This is a genomic window from Microlunatus capsulatus (assembly GCF_017876495.1).
Lineage (GTDB): Bacteria > Actinomycetota > Actinomycetes > Propionibacteriales > Propionibacteriaceae > Microlunatus > Microlunatus capsulatus.
The window spans coordinates 93,562-113,677 of sequence record NZ_JAGIOB010000001.1 but is presented as its reverse complement, the minus strand read 5'-3'; the positions used below and the strand labels follow the sequence as shown (position 1 = coordinate 113,677).

General features: G+C 75.2%; 19 protein-coding genes. 3 read left to right on the top strand and 16 right to left on the bottom strand.

Annotated features, from left to right (window positions below; translation table 11 throughout):
- Positions 1-6: 6 nt before the first annotated feature.
- The 6 genes from JOF54_RS00540 to JOF54_RS00515 all read right to left on the bottom strand — a co-directional run bounded on the left by JOF54_RS00540 (position 7) and on the right by JOF54_RS00515 (position 8,872).
- Entirely contained in the window at positions 7-1,338 is a 1,332-nt protein-coding gene (locus tag JOF54_RS00540; protein ID WP_210051992.1) for a Gfo/Idh/MocA family protein, read from the bottom strand.
- A 43-nt stretch (positions 1,339-1,381) separates the two neighbouring features.
- The gene (locus JOF54_RS00535) at positions 1,382-2,152 is read right to left on the bottom strand and encodes a carbohydrate ABC transporter permease (protein ID WP_372443502.1); all 771 of its coding nucleotides are present in this window, start codon (positions 2,150-2,152) and stop codon (positions 1,382-1,384) included.
- Positions 2,153-2,288: 136 nt separating this feature from the next.
- Complete coding sequence (locus JOF54_RS00530) at positions 2,289-3,245, bottom strand: carbohydrate ABC transporter permease (protein ID WP_210051989.1); 957 nt, start codon at positions 3,243-3,245, stop codon at positions 2,289-2,291.
- Between the two features lie 4 nt (positions 3,246-3,249).
- The gene (locus JOF54_RS00525; protein ID WP_210051987.1) at positions 3,250-4,545 is read right to left on the bottom strand and encodes an ABC transporter substrate-binding protein; all 1,296 of its coding nucleotides are present in this window, start codon (positions 4,543-4,545) and stop codon (positions 3,250-3,252) included.
- A 474-nt stretch (positions 4,546-5,019) separates the two neighbouring features.
- A complete protein-coding gene (locus JOF54_RS00520) occupies positions 5,020-7,632 on the bottom strand; it encodes a glucosidase family protein (protein WP_307803684.1) in 2,613 nt (870 codons plus the stop codon).
- Between the two features lie 427 nt (positions 7,633-8,059).
- Positions 8,060-8,872, bottom strand: coding sequence for an SDR family oxidoreductase (locus JOF54_RS00515; protein WP_210051985.1), 813 nt, complete (start codon positions 8,870-8,872; stop codon positions 8,060-8,062).
- Positions 8,873-8,979: 107 nt separating this feature from the next.
- Here JOF54_RS00515 and JOF54_RS00510 point away from each other — a divergent pair, with 107 nt between their 5' ends.
- Together JOF54_RS00510 and JOF54_RS00505 are read left to right on the top strand one after the other, a co-directional pair.
- Entirely contained in the window at positions 8,980-9,825 is an 846-nt protein-coding gene (locus tag JOF54_RS00510; RefSeq protein WP_210051983.1) for a LysR family transcriptional regulator, read from the top strand.
- A 71-nt stretch (positions 9,826-9,896) separates the two neighbouring features.
- Positions 9,897-10,070, top strand: a complete 174-nt coding sequence (locus tag JOF54_RS00505; RefSeq protein WP_210051981.1) for a hypothetical protein — start codon at positions 9,897-9,899, stop codon at positions 10,068-10,070.
- Here JOF54_RS00505 and JOF54_RS00500 read toward each other — a convergent pair.
- The 4 genes from JOF54_RS00500 to JOF54_RS00485 are packed head-to-tail and all read right to left on the bottom strand — an operon-like array spanning position 10,036 to position 14,555.
- Entirely contained in the window at positions 10,036-11,550 is a 1,515-nt protein-coding gene (locus JOF54_RS00500) for a patatin-like phospholipase family protein (RefSeq protein ID WP_210051979.1), read from the bottom strand. The genes JOF54_RS00505 and JOF54_RS00500 overlap by 35 nt on opposite strands.
- Before the next feature lie 55 nt (positions 11,551-11,605).
- Positions 11,606-12,343, bottom strand: a complete 738-nt coding sequence (locus tag JOF54_RS00495) for an esterase/lipase family protein (protein ID WP_210051977.1) — start codon at positions 12,341-12,343, stop codon at positions 11,606-11,608.
- A gap of 56 nt (positions 12,344-12,399) precedes the next feature.
- The gene (locus tag JOF54_RS00490) at positions 12,400-13,590 is read right to left on the bottom strand and encodes a glycosyltransferase (RefSeq protein WP_210051976.1); all 1,191 of its coding nucleotides are present in this window, start codon (positions 13,588-13,590) and stop codon (positions 12,400-12,402) included.
- Complete coding sequence (locus tag JOF54_RS00485) at positions 13,587-14,555, bottom strand: hypothetical protein (RefSeq protein ID WP_210051974.1); 969 nt, start codon at positions 14,553-14,555, stop codon at positions 13,587-13,589. Before JOF54_RS00485 ends, JOF54_RS00490 begins: the two co-directional genes overlap by 4 nt.
- 455 nt (positions 14,556-15,010) lie before the next feature.
- Between JOF54_RS00485 and JOF54_RS00480 the strand changes: the two genes are divergently transcribed.
- A complete protein-coding gene (locus JOF54_RS00480; protein WP_210051972.1) occupies positions 15,011-15,418 on the top strand; it encodes a helix-turn-helix domain-containing protein in 408 nt (135 codons plus the stop codon).
- A 15-nt stretch (positions 15,419-15,433) separates the two neighbouring features.
- Here the strand turns inward: JOF54_RS00480 and JOF54_RS00475 are convergent, their stop codons facing one another.
- The 6 genes from JOF54_RS00475 to JOF54_RS00450 form a co-directional block, all read right to left on the bottom strand.
- Positions 15,434-16,024 carry a ClpP family protease gene (locus tag JOF54_RS00475; RefSeq protein WP_210051970.1) on the bottom strand — a complete coding sequence of 197 codons (591 nt, stop codon included), beginning with the start codon at positions 16,022-16,024 and terminating at the stop codon, positions 15,434-15,436.
- Positions 16,021-16,638, bottom strand: coding sequence for a ClpP family protease (locus JOF54_RS00470; RefSeq protein ID WP_210059248.1), 618 nt, complete (start codon positions 16,636-16,638; stop codon positions 16,021-16,023). Before JOF54_RS00470 ends, JOF54_RS00475 begins: the two co-directional genes overlap by 4 nt.
- Positions 16,639-16,818: 180 nt before the next feature.
- Positions 16,819-17,673, bottom strand: coding sequence for an ABC transporter permease (locus JOF54_RS00465; protein ID WP_210051968.1), 855 nt, complete (start codon positions 17,671-17,673; stop codon positions 16,819-16,821).
- Complete coding sequence (locus tag JOF54_RS00460) at positions 17,670-18,614, bottom strand: ATP-binding cassette domain-containing protein (protein ID WP_210051966.1); 945 nt, start codon at positions 18,612-18,614, stop codon at positions 17,670-17,672. The genes JOF54_RS00465 and JOF54_RS00460 overlap by 4 nt, the downstream gene beginning before the upstream one ends.
- On the bottom strand, positions 18,611-19,456 hold the full coding sequence (locus tag JOF54_RS00455; protein WP_210051964.1) for a DUF4097 family beta strand repeat-containing protein: 846 nt from the start codon (positions 19,454-19,456) through the stop codon (positions 18,611-18,613). Before JOF54_RS00455 ends, JOF54_RS00460 begins: the two co-directional genes overlap by 4 nt.
- 89 nt (positions 19,457-19,545) lie before the next feature.
- Positions 19,546-20,034: a type II toxin-antitoxin system HicB family antitoxin gene (locus tag JOF54_RS00450; protein WP_210051962.1), complete on the bottom strand. Its 489-nt coding sequence runs from the start codon at positions 20,032-20,034 to the stop codon at positions 19,546-19,548.
- Positions 20,035-20,116: the final 82 nt, after the last annotated feature.

Here is a 20,116-nt window from a genome sequence, read left to right as displayed (position 1 = left end):
CCGGGGTCAGCGGGCCACCTCCACGCCCAGCTCCAGGTCGGCCACCCGCACGGGCAGCCCGGTCCGCAGGGACTCGTTGCCGGCCAGCCCCACGGCGATGGACCGCACGCCGTCCACCCAGGTGGAGGGCCGCTCCAGCCAGTCGTCGCCCGGTCCGCGGAAGACGTCGGCCAGCAGCAGGGCGTCACCGCCGCCGTGGCCGCCGTCGCCGGAGAGGATCTCCACCTCCTGCGCCACCTCCCAGTGCCGCTGCAGGGTCAGCCGCTCGCCGCCCTCGCGGGTCGTGGAGGCCGGCAGCGCGCTGGGGTCGACGACGACGCGGCCCTCGGCGTCGGTGAGCACGGCCGCCCGCTCGACGACCTCCAGCTCGGCCCGGCCCTCGGTGCCGTTGACGGCGATCCGGTAGCCCTCCCAGGGGGCGTGCGCGTTCAGCGCGTAGCTGAGCGTCGCGCCGTGGCCGTAGTCGACGACGAGGGCGAGGTTGTCCTCGGTCGTGATGCCCTCGCCGAAGACGTCCTGGTCGCGGAGGTAGCCGTCGTGGCCCTCGTTGTCGAGGTAGAGGGTCTTCAGCCACGGGTCGCTGCGGAGGTCGAGCTCCCACGGGGTGTGCGCGCCGTCGTGGGTGCCGCGCGGCGGCCGGTCGGGGAGGCCGCGCTCGGCGGCCGCCTCCGCGCCGTAGAACCGGACCCCGCCGCGGGCGTAGACCGACACGGGCGCGTCGGCCAGCAGCCAGTTGATCAGGTCGAAGTGGTGGGAGGCCTTGTGGATGAGCAGGCCGCCCGAGTTCGCCTTGTCCCGGTGCCAGCGGCGGAAGTAGTCGGCCCCGTGCGCGGTGTCGAGGACCCACTCGAAGGTCACCGACAGCGGCCGGCCGACGGCCCCGTCCTTGATCAGCTGCTTGAGCCCGGAGTTGCGCGGGGAGTAGCGGTAGTTGTGGGTGACCACCACCTGGCGCCCCGACCGCTCGACGGCGGCGGCGATCGCCCGGACGCCGTCCGGGTCGATCGTCAGCGGCTTCTCCACGACGACGTCCGCTCCGGCGTCGAGGGCCCGGACGACCATCGTCGCGTGGGTGAAGTCGGGCGAGGTGACGACGACCCGGTCGGCGCGGGTGCGGGCGACGACCGCCTCGAGCTCGTCGGGGTGCGCCCGCTCGACCGCCGTCACGTCGAACCCGGTGGCCGCGAGCCGGTCGAGGTGGGCGGCGAGCCGGCCCGGGTTGGGCTCGACCAGCGCGACCAGCTCGGCGTCGTCGCGGTGCTCGCCGGCGATCGCGTTCAGGTACATCTGCGCGCGGTGGCCGGTGCCCACCACGATGTAGCGGCGTCTGCCCGTCATGTGTGCTCTCCCTGGGGGGTGGTCGGAGCGGGACCGGCGGTGCTCACTTGCCGCCGGTGGTCGCGATCCCCTTGACCAGGAACCGCTGGCCGAAGAGGAAGGCGAGGAAGATCGGCACGAGCGACACGATCGACATCGCGAACATGGCGCCCCAGTTGCTGCCGCTGGTGGAGTCGAGGAAGGACCGCAGGGCGACCGGGACCGTGTACTTGTCGGGGTCGGTCAGGTAGATCAGCGAGGTGAAGAAGTCGCTCCAGGTCCAGATGAAGGTGAAGATCGCCGTCGTGGCCAGGGCCGGACCCATCAGCGGGACCATCACCCGCAGGAAGATCTTCCCGTGCCCGCAGCCGTCGATCCGGGCCGCCTCGTCCAGCTCGCGCGGGATGCCGCGGATGAACTGGACCATGAGGAAGACGAAGAACGCGTCCGTGGCGAGGAACTTCGGCAGCACCAGCGGGATGAAGGTGTTGATCCACCCCAGCTGGTTGAACAGGATGTACTGCGGCACGACGATGACGTGGATCGGCAGCATGATCGTCACGAGCATGATCGAGAACCAGAGGGTCTTGCCCCGGAACTTGAGCCGGGCGAACGCGTAGGCCGCGAGCGAGCAGGACAGCAGGTTCCCGACGACGGCCCCCACCACCACGACCGCCGAGTTCAGCAGGTAGTGGCCGAACGGGTTGCTGAGGGCGTTCCAGCCGCCCGTGTAGTTGGTCGTGACCAGGTCGTTGACCCACAGGCCGGGGCTGCGGAAGATCACCTCGGTGGGCCGGAACGAGCTCACCAGCATCCACAGCAGCGGGTAGACCATCACCAGGCTGACGGCGACGAGCGCGACGTGCTTGAGCACGGAGCGTCCGCGGCCGAGCAGGAGGTGGCGCCGGTGGTCGGCCGTGGTGGGGGCCGGTCCGCCGGCCTGCACGGGCGAGGCCGCGCGCGTCTGGAGATCAGTCATCGTAGAACACCCAGTACTTGGAGGCGAAGAAGTTGATCGCGGTGAGGACCCCGACGATGACCACCAGCAGCCAGGCCATCGCGGACGCGTAGCCCATCTGGAACTGCCCGAAGCCCCGTTGGTACAGGTACAGCGAGTAGAACATCGTCGAGTCCGACGGCCCGCCGGTCCCGTTCGAGACGACGAAGGCCTGGGTGAAGGACTGGAACGCGTTGATCACCTGCAGCACCAGGTTGAAGAAGATGATCGGCGACAGCAGCGGCAGCGTGATCTTGGTGAACCGCGTCCACCGGCTCGCCCCGTCGACGGCGGCGGCCTCGTAGTACATGCCGGGGATCTGCCGCAGACCGGCCAGGAAGATCACCATGGGCGAGCCGAACGTCCACACGTGCAGCAGGATGATCGTGCCGAGCGCGTAGGACGGGTCGGAGATCCAGCCCGTCGTCGAGTTGATCCCGACGGCCTGGAGCAGCTGGTTGACCAGGCCCTCGCCGCCGAACATCTGGCGCCACAGCACCGCGATGGCCACGGAGGCGCCCAGCATCGAGGGCAGGTAGAACAGGGACCGGTACAGCGCGAGGCCGCGCATGCCCTTGTCCAGCAGCACCGCGATGCCCAGAGCCAGGCCCAGCTGCAGCGGGACCGAGACCACCACGTAGGTGAAGGTGACCTTGATCGAGTTGTGCAGGCGCGCGTCGTTCAGCATCCGCACGTAGTTGTCCAGCCCGCTCCACCGCGGCGGCTGGATGAGGCTGTAGTCGGTGAACGAGAGGTACAGCGAGGCGACCATCGGCCCGATGGTGATGACCACCAGGCCGACGAGCCACGGCGCGAGGAAGAGGTAGCCGGCCTTGTTGTCGCGGCCGGCCTCCTTCGCCTGCCGCGCCTTCTCCTCCGGTGTCCTGGCCTTGCTGCGGCTGATGCTCGAGAGCTCGGAGATGACGCTCACGGCGTCAGGCCGTCAGGTTCGACTTGACTTCGTCCACGAACTTCTGCGCCGCCTCGGCGGTGCTCGACTTCCCGAACAGCACGTCGGTCTCGTAGCGCAGCATCACCCCGCCCAGGGTGCCGCCGCCGGCCGGCGGGTTGGGCAGCGTGCCGGCCAGCTCGGGCTCGATGTCGGCGATGAACTTCGCCACCGACTGCTGGACCTTGGAGATCTTGGGCTGGATCGCGGCGGCCATCTCGGTGTTGGCGGGGATGCCCCGCTCGGCGAGGTTGGCGTTCGCCGCCTCGGGGGAGTTCACCAGCCAGTTGATGAAGGCCACGGCGGCCTCCGGGTCCTTGCTGCGGGCCGACGCCGAGTAGAGCATCGACGCCTTGTACCAGGCCTTGCGCTCGGTCGCCTTGCCCGCGAGGCTCGGGAAGCGGAGCAGCACCAGCTCGGTGCCGGCGGCGGCGCTGAGCGCCTCCAGCTGGTTGGAGTTCGAGGTCTGCATGGCGGCCGAGCCGACCGCGATGGCCGCCTGGTCCACGGGCTTGGTCGACTCCTCGGTCATCGCTGCCGGGGTGCCCATCGCCTTGGCGTCCTGGTAGCGCATCATCAGGTCGAACCATGCCTGCGCGTCGGCCGGCTCGAAGCCCAGCTGGTTGTCCCGCCACAGCTCCTTGCCGTTCTGGCGCAGGTAGGCCGCGAACATGACGTCGGTGGGGAACAGGGCTGCGACGCCGGTCGGCACGTCGGCCTTGGAGGCGACCTCCGCCGCCGTGCTCATCAGGGAGTCCCAGGTCCAGGTGGTGTCGTCCGGGAGGTCCATCCCGGCCTTCTCGAACACCTTCGGGTTGGCCAGGATCACCGCGGCGTTGACGCCGGCGTTGATGCCCACGAGCTGGCCGTCCACCTTGCCCGAGTCGACGGTGCCGGGCGCGAACTTGGAGACGTCCGCGCCGTTCTGCTCCAGGTCCAGCAGGGCGCCGCGGCTGCCGTACTCGCTGATGTAGGCGACGTCCATCTGGATGACGTCGGGGGCCGTGCCGCCGGCGGTCTGGGTGGCCAGCTTGTCCCAGTAGCTCGCCCACTCCCCCGGCTGCTGGGAGATCTTCACCGTCGGGTTGGCGCTGGTGTACGCCGAGATCGCGTCCGCGGTGTTCTTGTTGCGCACGTCGTTGCCCCACCAGGTGAAGGCCAGGTCGGCCGTGCCGTCCGCGCTGCCCCCGCTCCCGGAGTCGCTGCTGCAGGCCGCCAGACCTGCGGAGGCTGCGGCGGCGGCCAGGCTGCCCGCCAGGAACTGCCTACGGTTCAGGCTCATGAAACTTCCCCTCGACGTTGATGTGAAAGCGCTTTCTGGACCCTAGACGGACGCCAGGGCAGTGTCAACGCCCTCCTCCAGAGGTCCCGGCGGTGCCGTCGACGCCCCGCCGACGTCGGCAACACCGCCTGTCAGAGGGCGGATCGACTAGCCCGGCGGTCGACGGACCCGTGCCGGGCGACCAGGTCGGTCCGCCGCACAGCTCCCGGCTGCGGCCGGGATCGTTGCGGAAACGCTTTCTTGCGCTGCGCAGGGAAGCGGTCGGGCTCCGTGCGGGCTCCTGGCGCGTCTGCCGGGTCAGGACGAGGGGTACGCGCGCGATTGAGGAACGGCCGAGCGGGTAGCAGACCTGACGCCTGACGTTCCTGGGGAGGGACGACCGACGGCCCCCGTCCGACAGGGCGGGGGCCGTTTCTCCTCCCGGGGGCGGCCCGGCCGACCAGACCCTCCAGGACCGGTCGACCGGGCTCCCGGCTAGCGGACGGTCACGACCAGCACGGAGCGGCCGGAGCCGGCCCCGAGCGTCACGGTCGCCTCCAGCCCGCGGGCCGTCCTGGTGAGCGTCGGGCGGACCCGGCGGCCGTCCAGCGTCGCCGACGCCACCTCGGCCCCGCGCGGCAGCACGACGCCGAGCGTGAGCCGGGTGCGCCCGTGCCGGGTGACCTCGGTCCGGTGCACCGCACCCCGTCGCTGGACCGCGACGTCGAGGCTCCCCCGCCCGACGCGGATGTCGCGGCCCGACGCCGAGGGCTGACCCGGCGGGAGCTGCGGCACGACGGCCACGCGCCCCCGACCGGCGTCCGGGGAGACGCCCAGCCACTGGTGGACCACCGGCCACAGCGTGCCGTAGGCGCCCCACGCCTGCATGACCATCGAGCGCTCGGTCAGCAGCTTGTCGATGTTCGCCCCGAAGGTGCCGCCGGGCACGATCTCGGGCATCATCCCCGGCATCTCCCACAGGTCGGGGTCCAGCTGGCTGCGGGCGTTCCCGGCGGTGTAGACGCCCTGCTGGTCGGCGGCGAGCCGGCCGTAGTTGCCCTCGCTCACCGCGGCGATCGCCGAGTTCAGGGTGAAGACGCTGCCCTCGCTCACCACGGCCGACACGCTGTCGTCACAGCTCGGGCCGGTGTTCCCCGCGGCGGCCGAGGTCGGCCCGGTGCCGGTGTGGAAGAGCCCCAGCGGCGAGCTGTAGCAGGGTCGTTCGTGCTGGTCGAGCGTCTGCTGCGCGTGCCGGCGGCTGGCCAGGGGCCCGGCGGGACGGCCCGGGACCCGCGGCAGCACCGCGTCGGTGGGCGTCAGCCCGATCCAGTGCCGCTGGAACACCTGCTCGTTCCCGGGGTCGTCGAGGGAGTCGGCGTAGGAGCGGGTGCCGGCGCCGTACCACCAGGTGCGCTCGAACCGGTCGAGGAGCCGGTCGGCCTGCCGGAGGGCCCAGCGCCGCGTCGGGGCGTCGCCCCGGGCCTGCGCCAGGTCGGCGAGGTCGGCGTAGCCGCGGATCGTGTAGACGGCGTTGTCCAGCTTCTCCTCCCCCATCCCGGCCCGCTCGACGTTGCCGAGGCCCTCGGGCCAGCCGTCGCCGTCGGCGTCGAGGGAGGCCACGTGGCGCATCGCCCGGACGCTGGCCGGGTAGAGGTCGCGCAGGAAGGCCCGGTCGCCCGACCACTTCCAGACGAGGTTCACCGCCGAGGGGTACTTCGACGACTCGTCGGTGTTGCCCTCGTCGGCGTTCGCCCCGAAGTAGACGGCGCCGTCGGGGGTGACCTCGTGGACGATCTTGCCGCTGCCCCCGTTGACCGCCTCGGAGACGTCGCGGAGCGCACGCAGGTGGGCCTTGATCGGCCCGAACTGGCCGGCCGCCACCGCGGCGTAGGCGGTGTACTCCCCGTCGGTGCCGAACAGCCAGGTGTAGTCCGGCCAGCCGGCCCCGAGCCAGGTCATCGAGTCCAGCGTCGCGACGGGCGCCGGGTAGGCCGTGCCTGCGCGGACCACCCGCAGCTGCGGGTCGTCGACGGTCTGCTCCGAGGCGGCGAGCATCTGCTTGGACCAGCGGACGCTGGCGGCGAGCCGGGGGTCACCGGGCAGGTCGACCGTGGTCCGGGCGTCGAGCCGGCGGCGCTCGGCCACCTTCTCCTCCAGCGCGCCGACCGGGTCCTGCAGGGCGGCCCGCAGCTCGGCGCGCGCGTCGGCCGGGCCACGGGTGGACCCGCCGACGCCGAACCAGATGGTGCGGACCTCGCCGGCCCGCAGCCTCAGCCGGTAGCTCAGCTGGCCGCCGGCGCCGCGGCCGTAGGCGGTGTCGTCGCAGCGCGCGGGCTGCGGCGGCGCGTCCGGGCCCGAGGCGGGGCAGACGACGGCGGGGTCCTGCGGTCCGCGGTGGTCGGCTCCCGTCGCCGTGGCGCTCGGCCGCAGCGAGGACCCGACGGCCGCCGCCCAGTCGTGGGCCGGCGTGGTCGCCCCCGGCGGGTTGCCCCGGTCGCGGAACTCCAGGGCCCGACCGCGGACCGACGCCGTGTCCGGCAGGTTCACCGTGGCCTGCCCGGGCGTCGACTCGCCCCAGGGGTAGGAGCCGAGCAGCTCGGAGTGGGCGTCGACGCGGAGGGTGACGGTCCGGGTCCGGTCGGCCCGCAGGCTCAGGCCCACCAGGGCGCCGGAGACGCCGTCGGGCACCACGTCGGTGCGGCTGGCGGCGATGCCGCGGGTGGTGGGCAGGTCGGTGCGGACGTAGCCCCAGCCGGTCGTCGTCCGCGTGCCCTCGCCGATCCAGCGCCCGTCGAGGCCGAACCACAGCCCGTCGAGCAGCTTGAGGTCGGGCAGCCAGAAGCCGCCCATCTCGCCTCGGGTGTGGAAGCCTGCCGCCGGGAAGCGGCCGTCGGCGGTGCCCAGCACCCACGCGCGGTCGCCCGTCACCACGGTGCGCCGGTCGGCCAGCCGGGTGGTCTCGGAGAGCTCGGGCGAGCGGGCCAGCGCCGGGTCGACGACGGGAGTGGCCGCCGTCGCGGGCGCCGTCAGGGTGACCAGGGGCAGGACCAGGGCGCCGGCCGCGACGAGCGCCGCCGACCTCCCTCGTCGGGTGCGGGTGCGCGGCACGTCGGGCCTCTCCGTCGGGGCGTGGTGGTGCGGGGTGCCGGGGCGGGGCCGCGGCGAGCGGTCCCGGTCGGGGTGCCGGGGGACGTGCTCCGGTATAGCGGCTCGCCTCGCGGCGGCGCAAGGGGCGACCGCCGGGGCCGGGGCGGTCCCGTCCGCTGCTGTTCTGAACGGACGAGACCTCGACCGCCGGCCGGCCCGGGCGGGCTCACGGTCTGCCCCGACGGTAGACCCCGGTCCCGCACCGGGGACCGGGGGCGACCCGCGGCTCGGCGGCGGTCGGGCACGGGAGGGCTGGGGGCGAGCCGCCGCAACCCGCTCCCCACGGGTCGCAGCGGCTCTGAGCCGGACCGGGGACCGACGTCAGGGACGGTCCAGGTGCTCGGCCTGAGAGGTTTCGGGCCCGGCCGGGCGTCCGGATTGGTCCCCCTCACCAGGGGATGGCGCCGGCGTCCTCGAAGTAGCCGCCGCTGGGGCCGTCGTCGGGCAGGGTGGCGAGCCGGATCGCGACCGCCGCGCCCTGCTCGGGCGTCCGGACGCCGCGGAAGCCGTTGAGGTCGGTGGCGACGAAGCCCGGGCAGGCCAGGTTGACCAGGATGCCGCTGCCGGCGAGCTCCTTCGCGTACTGCACCACCACCGCGTTGAGGAAGGTCTTGGACGGGCTGTAGGCACCGGAGATCGGACCCGTCGAGAGCTCGTCGGTGGTCGCCGACTGCCGGGCGAGCGAGCCGACCCCGCTGGACATCGTGACGACCCGCGGGGACGGCGAGCGCCGCAGCAGCGGCAGCACGGCGTTCGTGACCCGCACCACGCCGATGACGTTGGTCTCGACGACGGCGCGGAGCTGCTCCGGGCTCACCCGGGTGGGCTCCTGCGGCAGGCCGCCCGTGATGCCGGCGTTGTTGACCAGCACGTCGAGGCCGCCCTCCTGCTCCTCGAGGAGCCGGGCGGCCGCGGCGACGCTGGCGTCGTCGGTGACGTCCAGCGGGACCCCGAAGGCGTCGACGCCCTCGGCCCGGAGCGCCGTCACGGCGGCCTCGCGCCGGCCGTCGTCGCGGGCGCCCACCCCCACGCGCCAGCCCAGGGCGCCGAGGCCGGCGGCGATCGCGTAGCCGATCCCCTTGTTGCCCCCGGTCACGAGGGCGGTGGTCCTGCGGCGGGCGTCCGGTGCGGTCGTGGTCGGCGTGGTCGTGGTCGGCGTGGTCGTGGTCGGGGTGGTCGTGGTCTCGGTGGGTCCGGTCATGCCCCGATCCTGCGGCGGGACCCGGCGGGCGACCAGGTCCGATCCGGTGGCCCCCGATACCTCCGGGGCATGACCGCTGGTGGGCGGGCCGCACTACCGTGGAGCGCGTGGAGACCCGGGAGCTGGAGTACTTCGTCGCGGTCGCCGAAGAGCTCCACGTCGGCCGGGCGGCCGCCCGGCTGGGGATGACGCAGCCGCCGCTGTCCCGGGCGCTGCAGCAGCTGGAGCGCCGGCTGGGCGTCCCGCTGCTGGAGCGCTCCAGCCGCGGCGTCGCGCTGACCGACGCCGGCGTGGTGCTGCTCCGCGAGGGCCGGGCCGCGCTCGACGCGGTCGCCGCCGCCGAGCGCCGGACGCGGCGGGCCGGCGTCGTCGAGGGACCGCCGCGGCTGGTGCTGGTGACGAAGGCCGGGGCGTCGGTCGAGCTGCTCGCCAAGCTGCTGGACGCCTTCGCCGCCGAGCCCGAGGCCGTCGCGGTCGAGGTGCTGCTCTGCGGGCCCGGTGAGCAGGAGCAGCTGCTGCGCGACGGCCGGGCGGACGTGGCGCTGCTGCACCGGCCCTTCGACTCCACCTCCGGCCTCGACAGCGAGGACCTGGGCACCGAGACGCAGGTGGCCGTGCTGCCCGCCGGGCACGAGCTCAGCACGCGGACGACGCTGCGGCTGGCCGACCTCGACGGGCTCCCCGACCTGCCCCCGCCGCGCTGGCCGCACCGGGACGGCAGCTACCCCGACGGCCCCGGCCCGCAGGTGCTCAACCACGAGCAGCTCTACCAGCTGGTCGCGCTGGGCCGCACCCGCGCGGTGCTGCCCGCCTCGGTCCAGGTCCAGCTGCGCAGCGGTCACGCCGTCGTCCCGCTGGTCGACGCCCCCGCCGTCACCACGGTCATCGCCTGGCCGCCGCAGAGCACCTCGCGGGCGCTCGCGGCGCTGGTGCGGACGGCGACGCGCCTCTGACGGCGGCGCCGATTTTGCTGTTCCGGCGAAAGCTCTTGCTCGAACGGTGAGCAGAACCGGACGCTGGTCGCATGACCCCCACGACCAGCACGCCGCTGCCCGCCCCCGTCCCCGACCGCTGGTCCACCGCCCGGCAGGAGGCCGAGAACGCCGCCCGCCGGCCGGGACCGGACCCGCACGGCCTGGCCTCCCTGCTGCCCTGGCCTGCCCTCAGCCGGGCGGCTGAGCCCCGTCCAGCCAGCTGACGGGCAGGTCGACGGGCACGAGGTGGCCCTCCCAGGTGCGCCACCAGCGGTCCGCGCCGGCCGGCAGCCGGCCCGCGGGCACCCGGGTGACGAGGTCGGACAGCCGCGCCTTGAGCGCGGCGAGCTCCGTCAGCCCGGCGCTCGTCCCGACGCCGGGCGGCTCCGCCGCCACGACGACCTCGAGCTTCCAGATCGTCCGCCGGAGCTCGACCAGCTCGCGGGTGACCTCCTGCTCCGCGTCGCTGGCGCCCTCGCAGGCCTCGGCCGCCCGCAGGTACCCGTAGTCCTGCGCGAGGGCGAGCAGGCCCGGGTCGACCTCGAGGACGCCGAGCACGTCGACCTCGGGGGTGATGACGACCGCCCCGGCGGCCTCGGCCCGGTGCAGGTCGTCCAGCTGCACCTCGTCGGACATGATCCCGGCCGCCGCCCGCAGCACGATCGCGAGCATGTCCTTCTCGGCGTAGCTGGTGTCGACCGGGACCCCGGTGGGGATCGCGTTCACGGCGTAGCAGCGGGTGACGCCGAGGTGGTGCACGGCGATGTCGACGGGCAGGTTCTCCCGCGTGCCGCCGTCGACGTAGTGCTCGGCGCCCAGCCGCACGGGCGGGTAGATGGCCGGGATGGCGCAGGAGGCGTGCAGGGCGTCCACCAGGGGCACCGGGCCCTCCCCGGGGACGGGCTGGTCGCCCCGGTCGACCAGCGTCCCGCGCCCGGTCACGTAGCGCAGCGCCCCGGACTCGAGGGCGACGGTGGCCACCCGCAGCTCGGTCGCCGAGCGGGCGAGCCGCTCGGGGTCGAACATCTCCGGGCCGAGGAGCGCGTCGAAGATCGGCCCGCGGCGGTAGAGGGACTGCTCGTGCCGCCCGCCGCGCAGCAGCGCCTCGAAGTCCGGGCGGGCCCGGCTGACGCTCCACACCGCGGAGAGCGTCTCGCGGACCGGCGTGGCGTCCCAGCGCGGCAGCCGGATGACGGGTCCGGCGGGCAGTGCGCCGTCCTCGCCCGTCCGGCGCCGGCCACGGCCGAGGGCGGGCAGGGTGATGGTCTGCGGCTCCAGGTGGGACGCGCGCGCCTGCCCGACACGCTGCAGCGCGGGCACCAGCTTCTGCAGCTCGGTGAACCACTCGAGCTCCACCATCAGGTCCGAGGGCTGCCGCAGGTCGCCGTAGCGGGCCTCGATCCGGTCGAGCACCTCCCGCTGGCCGGCTGCGTCCTCGGCCTGGGCCAGCAGCGCGGCCAGCACCGAGCCCGCCGAGGTGCCGGTGACGACGCTCGGGGCGATGCCCTCGACGTCGTACAGGTAGCGCAGCGCTCCCACCTGGAAGCTGGCGCTGGCCCCGCCGCCGCTCAGCACCAGGCCGACGACCGGGTCGGGCACCGGTCGCCGCCGGGCCCGCCACCAGCGGCCCAGGGCACCGCGGGCCGTGGTCGCGCGGCGCCGGGTCGGAGCGGGGAGGTCGGGGGATCCGCCGGAGTGGGACACGGTCCACCCTAGGCCGGGCCACCGGCCGGCCGGCCGACGAGGCGCCGTCCGGTGCTCAGCCGGGTGGTTCCGGCACCTCCCCCGCCCCGGCGACGGCCCGGTCGAGGATGGCGGTCACCAGCGCGAGGGTCCGCGGGTCCCCCAGCGGGCGGAAGTGGCCGACGGTGGGCAGCACGACGTTCTCCGCGCCCTCCAGCCGGCTGGTCTCGGGGATGTGCGGGTCGAAGACGCTGTACAGCGAGCTGATCCGCCGGTTGACCGCCGTCTCCAGGGCCAGCGCCCGGATGACCGGCCCGCGGGGTGCGAACATCCGCACGCTGGGCAGCAGGAACAGCGCGGCGTAGCGCGACCCCGAGAACGGCGTGCCGATGGCGATGACGTGCCGCACCCGGTCCAGCGTTCCGGGCTGCCCGAACGCCTGCTTGGCGATCAGGCCGCCCTTGCTGTGCGCGACGACCACGACGTCGTGCAGGTCCTCGCGCTCGAGGTGGGCCGCCACGAGGGCGGCCAGCTCGGGGATGGCCCGGGTGTTCCACCCGAGCTCGGCCAGCACGTGCACGGGGTGGCCGCGACGGTGCAGGTGCTCCGCGACGGGCTGCAGGAAGCGCCAGGTCTCGAACACGCCCGGTATCAGCAGCACCGGGGTGCGCCGCGGCGCCACGGGGTGCAGCCACCGGTCGGGGTGGCTCCGGCCGACGACGGCGCGCAGCGTCCAGCGCGTCACGTAGGCGTAGTCGAGCAGCCAGCCGAGCAGCTGGGCGCGCCGCGTCAGCGGCGGCGGTGACCCGTCCACGCACGTCCTCCCGTCCGGCCGGCCCCCGGGCGGGGCCGCGCGCCCGGCGCCGGACCTCAGGAGGCCAGCAGCAGCGCGTCGGCGGGCCGCGGCGCGGACGTCGCGGGGCGGCCCAGCAGCCGGGCGTAGCAGGCCTCGAAGGCGTCGAGGGTGCCCGCCAGCGCGTGCCGCCGGGCGCGCACCAGGCTCGCAGCCCCCATCCGGGCCCGGAGGGCGGGGTCGTCGAGGAGCGTGGTCAGGGCGGCGGTCAGTTCCGGCCGGTCCCCGGGCCGGACGAGGAACCCGTTGTCGCCGTGGCCCACGAGGTGCGGCAGGGCCATCGCGTCGGCCGCCACCACGGGCCGGCCGGCGGCCATCGCCTCCAGGGTGGCCAGGCTCTGCAGCTCGGCGGTGCCCGGCATGACGAAGACGGTGGCCCGCTGGTAGGCCCGGAGCAGCGCGTCGTCGTCGACGGCACCGCGGAAGCGCACCCGCTCGCCCAGCCCGAGCTCGACGGCCAGCGCCTCCAGCTCACCGCGGAGGCTGCCCATCCCGACCACCTCGAGGCGGGCGCCGCGGTCCGCGGGCACCCGGGCGAAGGCGCGCAGCAGCTCGTCGACGTGCTTCTCCTGCTCGAGACGGCCGACGAACAGCACGGTCGCCGGGTCCACGTCGCCGGGGGCGGCCGGGTGGAAGCGCTCCAGGTCGATGCCGCAGGAGATCGCGGTGGCCGGCGGCAGGTCGGTCGCCGCGGCCAGCAGCGCGACGGCCCGCTGCGTGGGAGCGGTGATGGCGTCGACCGCGCGGTAGACGCGGGCCAGGTCGGCCCACGCCGCGCGGGCGGCGGCGGCGGAGGCGTGCCGGAGCAGGGGGACGTGGTGGGTGAGGTTCTCGGGCATGAAGTGGTTGGTGGCCAGCACGGGGAGGCAGGCGGTGCGCGCCTCGCGGACCAGCGCGCGGCCGAGGGCGAAGTGCGACTGCACGTGCACCACGTCGGGCCGGGCCCGGCCCAGCACGGTGCGGACCTCCCGGCTGACCGCCCACGGGGTGCAGGTGCGGATCTCCGCGCTGGTGGGCAGCCGCAGCGAGCTCACCCGGTGCACCCGCACCCCGGCGTCGATCCCGTAGTGCGGCCGGCCGTCGACCGAGGGCCAGACGAGGTCGACGGTGTGGCCGCGGGCGGCGAGACCGGTGGCCAGCCGGGAGGTGAAGGTGGCGGCCCCGTTGATGTACTCGGGGTACTGGTCGGCGGCGAGCAGGACTCTCATGACGGGCTCCTGGTGAGGGCGGGTGCGGGTGGTCGGCGGCCGGGGGCCGTGGGAGCCCTCCCGGCGTGGGGGCTGGACGACGGTCGCCGGGCGTCCGGGTGCTCGCGGGCGAGCAGCCCGACCCCGGCGGCGGCCAGCAGGCAGGCGAGCAGGGCGGCCGCCGCCGGTCCGGCGGCGAGCACGGGTGCCTCGTGCAGCAGCACGCCCGCCCCGGCCGTGGCGACGAGCGGGTCGGCGAGGGTGAGGCAGCAGACGACCAGCGCGGGCGTCCCCGTGCGGTGCGCCCTCTGGACGGCGACGAGACCGGCGGCGGCGAGGACGCCGGCGACGACGGCCGAGGCCGCGACGAGGTCGGCGCGACCGGCGGCCCAGCCGGTGGCGCCGGTGCGGACCAGGACCGACGTCAGGCCGAACAGCGCGGCCCCGGTGAGGGCGGAGGCCACCGCCCGGGACGCCGGTGGCAGCCACCGGCCGAGGCCGACCAGCGCCGGCACCGCCAGCGCCGCGGCGGCGATCCCCAGCACGGCACCGGGGCCGGGCAGCGTCCCCGCGGTCGCGGTCCGCCCGGCCAGCAGCAGGGTGAGGGTGAGGCCGCCCGCGCCGAGGACGCTCAGCGCGGCCCCGGCCAGCGGTCGGGCCCCGGGCAGTCGCCCGGTCCCGCGGGCGTGGGCGAGGACGGCGACCGGCACGGCGAGCACGCCCAGGGGCTGGACGAGCGCGACGGGTGCGAGGGCGAGGGCGGCGAGGTGCAGGCCGCCCGCGAGCCCGGTCTGGGCGGCGCCGACCAGCCACCGGGGCGAGCGGAGCAGGGCCCGCAGACCGCTCCGCGCCGGCAGCCGGCGGACGGCGCCGTGCTGGGCGACCGCGGCGAGGCCGAACAGCACGGCCGCGGCGAGCGCCAGCAGCACGGCCACGACGGGCGCGGCGGCCGCACCGCCGGGGAGCAGGAGCGTGACGGCGGTCACGACGTCCTCCTCACCCTCGGCCCGGTCCGCGGAGCCGGCGCCGGTGCCCCGGCTCCTCCCGCGGCGCGGGGTGCGGCGGGCTCAGCCTCGCCGCCGCAGGTTCGGCCGCCCCAACTCCTGGTGAACGTCGTCCGAGGACTCAGGGTCATCCCCGCGTCGACCGCCGGGGCGGGCGGTGCGGCGGCGAGCGGTCCGGGGGCCATGCCAGCCAGCCTCGTGCCGTCGTGGACGGCCCGGCCAGCAGGGATCGCCCTCCGGCCACCCCCGGAAGACCCCGACGCGAGCCGGGCTGACCCCTGGCCCGGCCGTCGTCCGGGTGCCGCGCGCCAGCCCGCGCCCAGGAGGGCGCACCCGGTGGCGAGGGCTAGACGGGTGACCGCCGACCGGCCCCGCACGCGCTCCGCCCTGAGCAGAACGCGGCCCCGGCCGCCCGGGTCCGGGCCTAGGGTCGGGGCATGGGTGACCTGCTGCCGTTCCGCCGGCCCGACGACGTCGCGGGTGACGCGGCCGAGCCGCGCCCGGCTGCCGCCCCGCCGCGACCGCGCGTCCGCCCGCCGGCCGAGCCCGAGCCGCTGTGGCGGGAGGTGGCCGGGGAGGTCCTCCGGGAGCAGCGCCACCACCGGGCCCAGACCCTCGCCGCCGTGGCCGCCCGCGCCGGCATCTCCGTGCAGTACCTCTCCGAGGTGGAGCGGGGCCGCAAGGAGCCGTCGTCGGAGGTGCTGGCGGCGGTGACCGGAGCGCTGGGCCTGGGGCTCGCGGACCTCGCCGGGCTGGTGCTGCGCCGGCTCGTGCCGCTGGACCTCAGCAGCCGCCCGTCCGGGCCCCTCGGCCGGCCCGGCGGACCGGTCGCGCTGGCGGCGTGACCGGCCCCGGCGGCCTCACCCCCGGCGTCTGACCACCTCGTCGACGAGCCCGTAGGCCAGGGCCTCCTGGGCGGGCAGGACCAGGTCGCGCTCGGTGTCGGCGCGCACCCGTGCGAGCGGCTGCCCGGTGTGCCGGGCCAGCACCTCTTCGAGCTGTGCCCGCACCCGGACGACCTCCCGGGCCTGCAGCACCAGGTCGGGCAGGCTGCCCTGGGCCTGCGTCGAGGGCTGGTGCAGCAGCACCCGCGCGTGCGGCAGGATCGAGCGCCGGCCCGGCGCCCCGGCGGCCAGCAGCACCGCTGCCGCCGAGGCGGCCTGGCCGACGCAGGTCGTCGCCACCGGTGCGGCGATGAACTGGCAGGTGTCGTAGATCGAGAACATCGCCGTCACCGAGCCGCCCGGGGAGTTGAGGTAGAGGTCGATGGGGCGCTGGCTGTCCTCGGACTCCAGGTGCAGCAGCTGGGCGACGACGACGTTGGCGACGCCGTCGTCGATCTCGGTGCCGAGGTAGACGATGCGGTCGCTGAGCAGCCGGCTGTAGATGTCCAGCGAGCGCTCCCCCGTCGGCCGCTTCTCGACGACGCTCGGGATCGTGTAGCTGCTCATCCCAGGGCCCCCAGCCCGATGGCGCTGCGCCCGCCGGGGCGGACGTCGTCGAGGGTGGTGACGACGTGGTCGAGCAGCCCGTAGGCGCGGGCCTCCTCGGCGGTGAACCAGCGGTCGCGGCGCGAGTCGGCCTCCACCCGGGCCAGCGGCTGCCCGGTGTGCTCGGCGATGAGCCCGAGCACGGTGTCGCGGACGTGCTCGAGGTTGCGGGCCTGGATCTCGACGTCCACCGCGGTCCCGCCGATCCCGGCGGACCCCTGGTGCATCAGCACCCGGGCGTGCGGCAGCGCGTACCGCTTGCCGCGGGTGCCGGCCGAGAGCAGGAACTGCCCCATGCTGGCGGCCAGCCCCATCGCCAGGGTGCTGACGTCGTTGGGGATCAGCCGCATCGTGTCCATGATCGCCAGGCCGGCGCTGACCGAGCCGCCCGGGGAGTTGACGTACAGGCTGATGTCGCGGCGCGGGTCCTCGGCGGCGAGCAGCAGCAGCTGGGCGCAGATCCGGTTCGCGACGGCGTCGTCCACCTCCTGGCCCAGGACGACGATCCGCTGGTGCAGCAGGCGGGCGGACAGGTGGTCGTCGAACGCGGCCGCCGGGGGCGCGTCGGACGCCATCCGGAGCACGTCGGGGTCGTTGGTGATCATGGTCAGGCCCTCTCGATCGCTGTGCCCACGAGGATCTGGACCTCGTGAGGTGTCCCCCCACGATCACCCCGACGACGGCCGGGCACCACGGTGATCAGCCCGCAGCAGACCTGCTGCGGGCTGATCAGCCCGGGACGGAGCTCCTCGCGGTCAGCGGACCGAGCGGCGCTCGTACAGCGCCGTCGACCACAGCCAGCCGGCCACCGCGAGGCCGACGCACCAGGCGACCGCCGGCCACGCGCTCACGGGGTCGGGACCGCCGAGCAGCAGCCCGCGCAGCGTCTCGATGACCGGGGTGAAGGGCTGGTGGGCGGCGAACCACTGCAGCCAGCCGGGCATCGAGCCCGTCGGCACGAACCCGCTGCCCAGGAAGGGCAGGAAGGTCAGCAGCAGGGGCAGGTTGCTGGCCGTCTCGACCGAGCGGGCCTGCATGCCCATGGCCACCCCCAGCCAGCTGACGGCCACGGCGACCAGGGCCAGCAGGCCGGCCGCGGCCAGCCACCCGAGCGGCCCGGCCGTCGGGCGGAACCCGATCAGCAGCCCGACGCCCAGGACGAGGGCGACGGCGACCAGGGCCTGCAGCGCGTTGCCGAGCACGTGCCCGGCGAGCACCGCGGCCCGCGCGATCGCCATGGTCCGGAACCGGGCCGTGATCCCCTCGGTCATGTCCATGGCGACGGTGGTGGCGGTGCCGCCGGCGCTGCCGGCGATCGTCAGGGCCAGGATGCCGGGCATCACGTAGGCGACGTAGGCCGCCCGGCCGCCGGCCGGGTCGACCTCGGGCAGCCCGGCGCCGAGGGTGCCGCCCAGCACGAAGACGAACAGCAGCAGGAGGACCACGGGACCGCCGATCGTGAAGATCGACAGGCCGGGGTAGCGGACCAGGTGCAGCAGGTTGCGGCGCAGCATCGTGACCGCGTCGACGACGGCGGTGGCCGGCCGGGCGGACGTGGGGCGGGCCGGGCTCGGGTGGGTGAGGGACGTGTGAGCGAGGGACGTGGTCATGACGGGGCTCCTGCGGTCTCGGGGCGGCCCGTCAGCGCGAGGAACACGTCGTCCAGGTCGGGGGTGTGGATGCTGAGGTCGTCGACCTCGAGGTCGGCCGCGTCGAGCCGGGCGAGCAGGGCGCGCAGGGCGGCGACCCCGCCCGCGGACGGCACGGTGAGGGTGAGGGCCGTGTCGTCGCGACCGCCCTCCCCCAGCAGCCGCGCGGCCGCGTCGAGGGACGCGACGTCGGCGAAGCGCAGCCGGAGGTGCCCGCCCGGCACGAGGCGCTTGAGCTCCTCGGGCGTGCCCTCGGCCACGACGCGGCCGCGGTCGAGCACCGTCACGCGGTCGGCGAGCGCGTCGGCCTCCTCGAGGTACTGCGTGGTGAGCAGGACGGTCGCGCCCTGGGCCACCAGGGCGCGGACGACGTCCCACATCGCGCGCCGGCTCCGCGGGTCGAGCCCGGTGGTCGGCTCGTCGAGGAAGATCACGGCCGGGGTGGACACCAGGGTCATGGCCAGGTCGAGCCGGCGCCGCAGGCCGCCCGACCACGTCGCGAGGGGCGTGCGCGCGGTCTCGCCGAGGTCGAACTGCTCCAGCAGCTCGCGCACCCGGGCCTTCGCCCGGCCGCGGGGCAGGTGGCGCAGGCGCGCCATCAGCAGGAGGTTCTCCTCGCCGGTGAGGAGCGTGTCGACGGCCGAGAACTGCCCCGTGAGCCCGATGCCGGCGCGGACGCCGTCGGGCTCGCGGACCACGTCGAACCCGTCGACCCGGGCCGTGCCGCCGTCGGGCCGGACCAGGGTGCTGAGCACGTGCACCGTCGTGGTCTTGCCGGCGCCGTTGGGGCCCAGCAGGGCGGTGACGGTGCCGGGCTGCACCGTGAGGTCGACGCCGTCGAGGACCACCGTCGCCCCGTAGGACTTCCGCAGGCCGCGGACCTCGATCGCCGGCCCGGTCACCGGGCACGCTCGACGGTGATGTCGCCGTGCTGGGCCCGGGCGCGGACGGCGACGCTCGGCTCGGCGGGATCCGGGGCGGCGTCGCCCTGCAGCTCGTTCCGCACCCGGCCGTCCTTGGAGGCCAGGTCGAGCCAAGCGGGGACGCCGGCCCGGACGCCGACGACCAGCTGGCCGTAGCCGCTCTCGAGCTCCACCGACCCGTGGGACACCTCGCGCAGGACGACGCTGCCGTAGGCGGTGCGGGCCCGGACCGACCCCAGCGCCCGGCCGATCTCCAGGTCGCCGTAGGAGAGCTTCGCCTCCAGGTCCCCGCCGGCCTCGCCCACGGTGAGGGAGCCGTGCGACGTCTTGACCAGCGCGTCACCGCTGACCCGGCCGACCCGGACCTGCCCGTGGTCAGCGGTGATCTCGGCCCCGCCCTCCACGGTTCCCGCGGTGGCGTTGCCGTGCCCGGCCCGCACCCAGAGGTCACCGGTGGCGTCGGTCTCCACGGTGCCGGTCGAGGCCTTGACCCGGGTGGCGCCCAGCCGGCCGGAGGTCCGGACGTTGCCGACCGCCAGCTCGGCCGTCAGCCGGGAGCCGGCGGGCAGCTCGACGCGCAGGTCGACCGACTCGGTCGGGCCCATCCAGGCGAGCCGGGGCCGGGGGCCGGTGACGGTGAGCCGACGGCCGTCGAAGGCGACGACGGTCTCCTCGGCGCCACGGCGGTCGACGGCCTTGGCCGGGTTGGTCGGCGACACCGTGACGACCGTGTCGGACCGGTCGCCGGCGACGACCTCGAGGGCGCCGACCTGGAGGTCGACGGCCAGGTCGACCGGGCCGGGGGTGGGGTACGTGGGCATGGTGCTCCCTCTCTGCGGGCGTGCGGGTCCCACCCCGCGGGTCCGCGGGGCTGGTGTGGTGCTGGGGCTGAGGCAGCGGCGCTGCGGGGCTAGCGCGCCCAGCCGGTGAAGCTGTCGCCGGTGCGCAGCGTGCGCTGCGCCGCCCGGCGCTGGCGGGGCTGGAGCGCGGCGGCGACCGCCCGGACCAGCCAGGAGTTGACGGAGAGGCCGTCCGCCGCGGCGGCCTCGTCCACCCGGGCCTTGAGGGCGTCGGGCAGGCGGAGCGTGGTGCGGGAGGTGCTGACGTCGTCGAGCTCGGGCGCGGGGCCCGACGGCTCGTCGGCGGCGACGTCGGCGCCGGGGGCGGCGACGACGAACTCGACCTCACGACCGCGCAGCCGGAGGTCGACCGAGCCGGGGGCGAGGTCGCGGGTGATCTCCCCGACCGCCGCCGACAGCGCGTCGAGCAGGACGAGGCGGGTCGCCGCGTCAAGCCCGGCGGCGAGGCGCTCGGCGACGGCGCGGGTGTCGTCCGTGCCGTTCTCCGCGGCGTCCACGAGCTGGCGCTGGAGGTCGTTGACGTACGGTCCGAGTTCCACGACACCAGGATGACACCATCGTGGTGTCATGTCCAGAGTTTGTGGTGTCACGGTGATTCGGGCGGTGCAGGGGAGTAGGAAG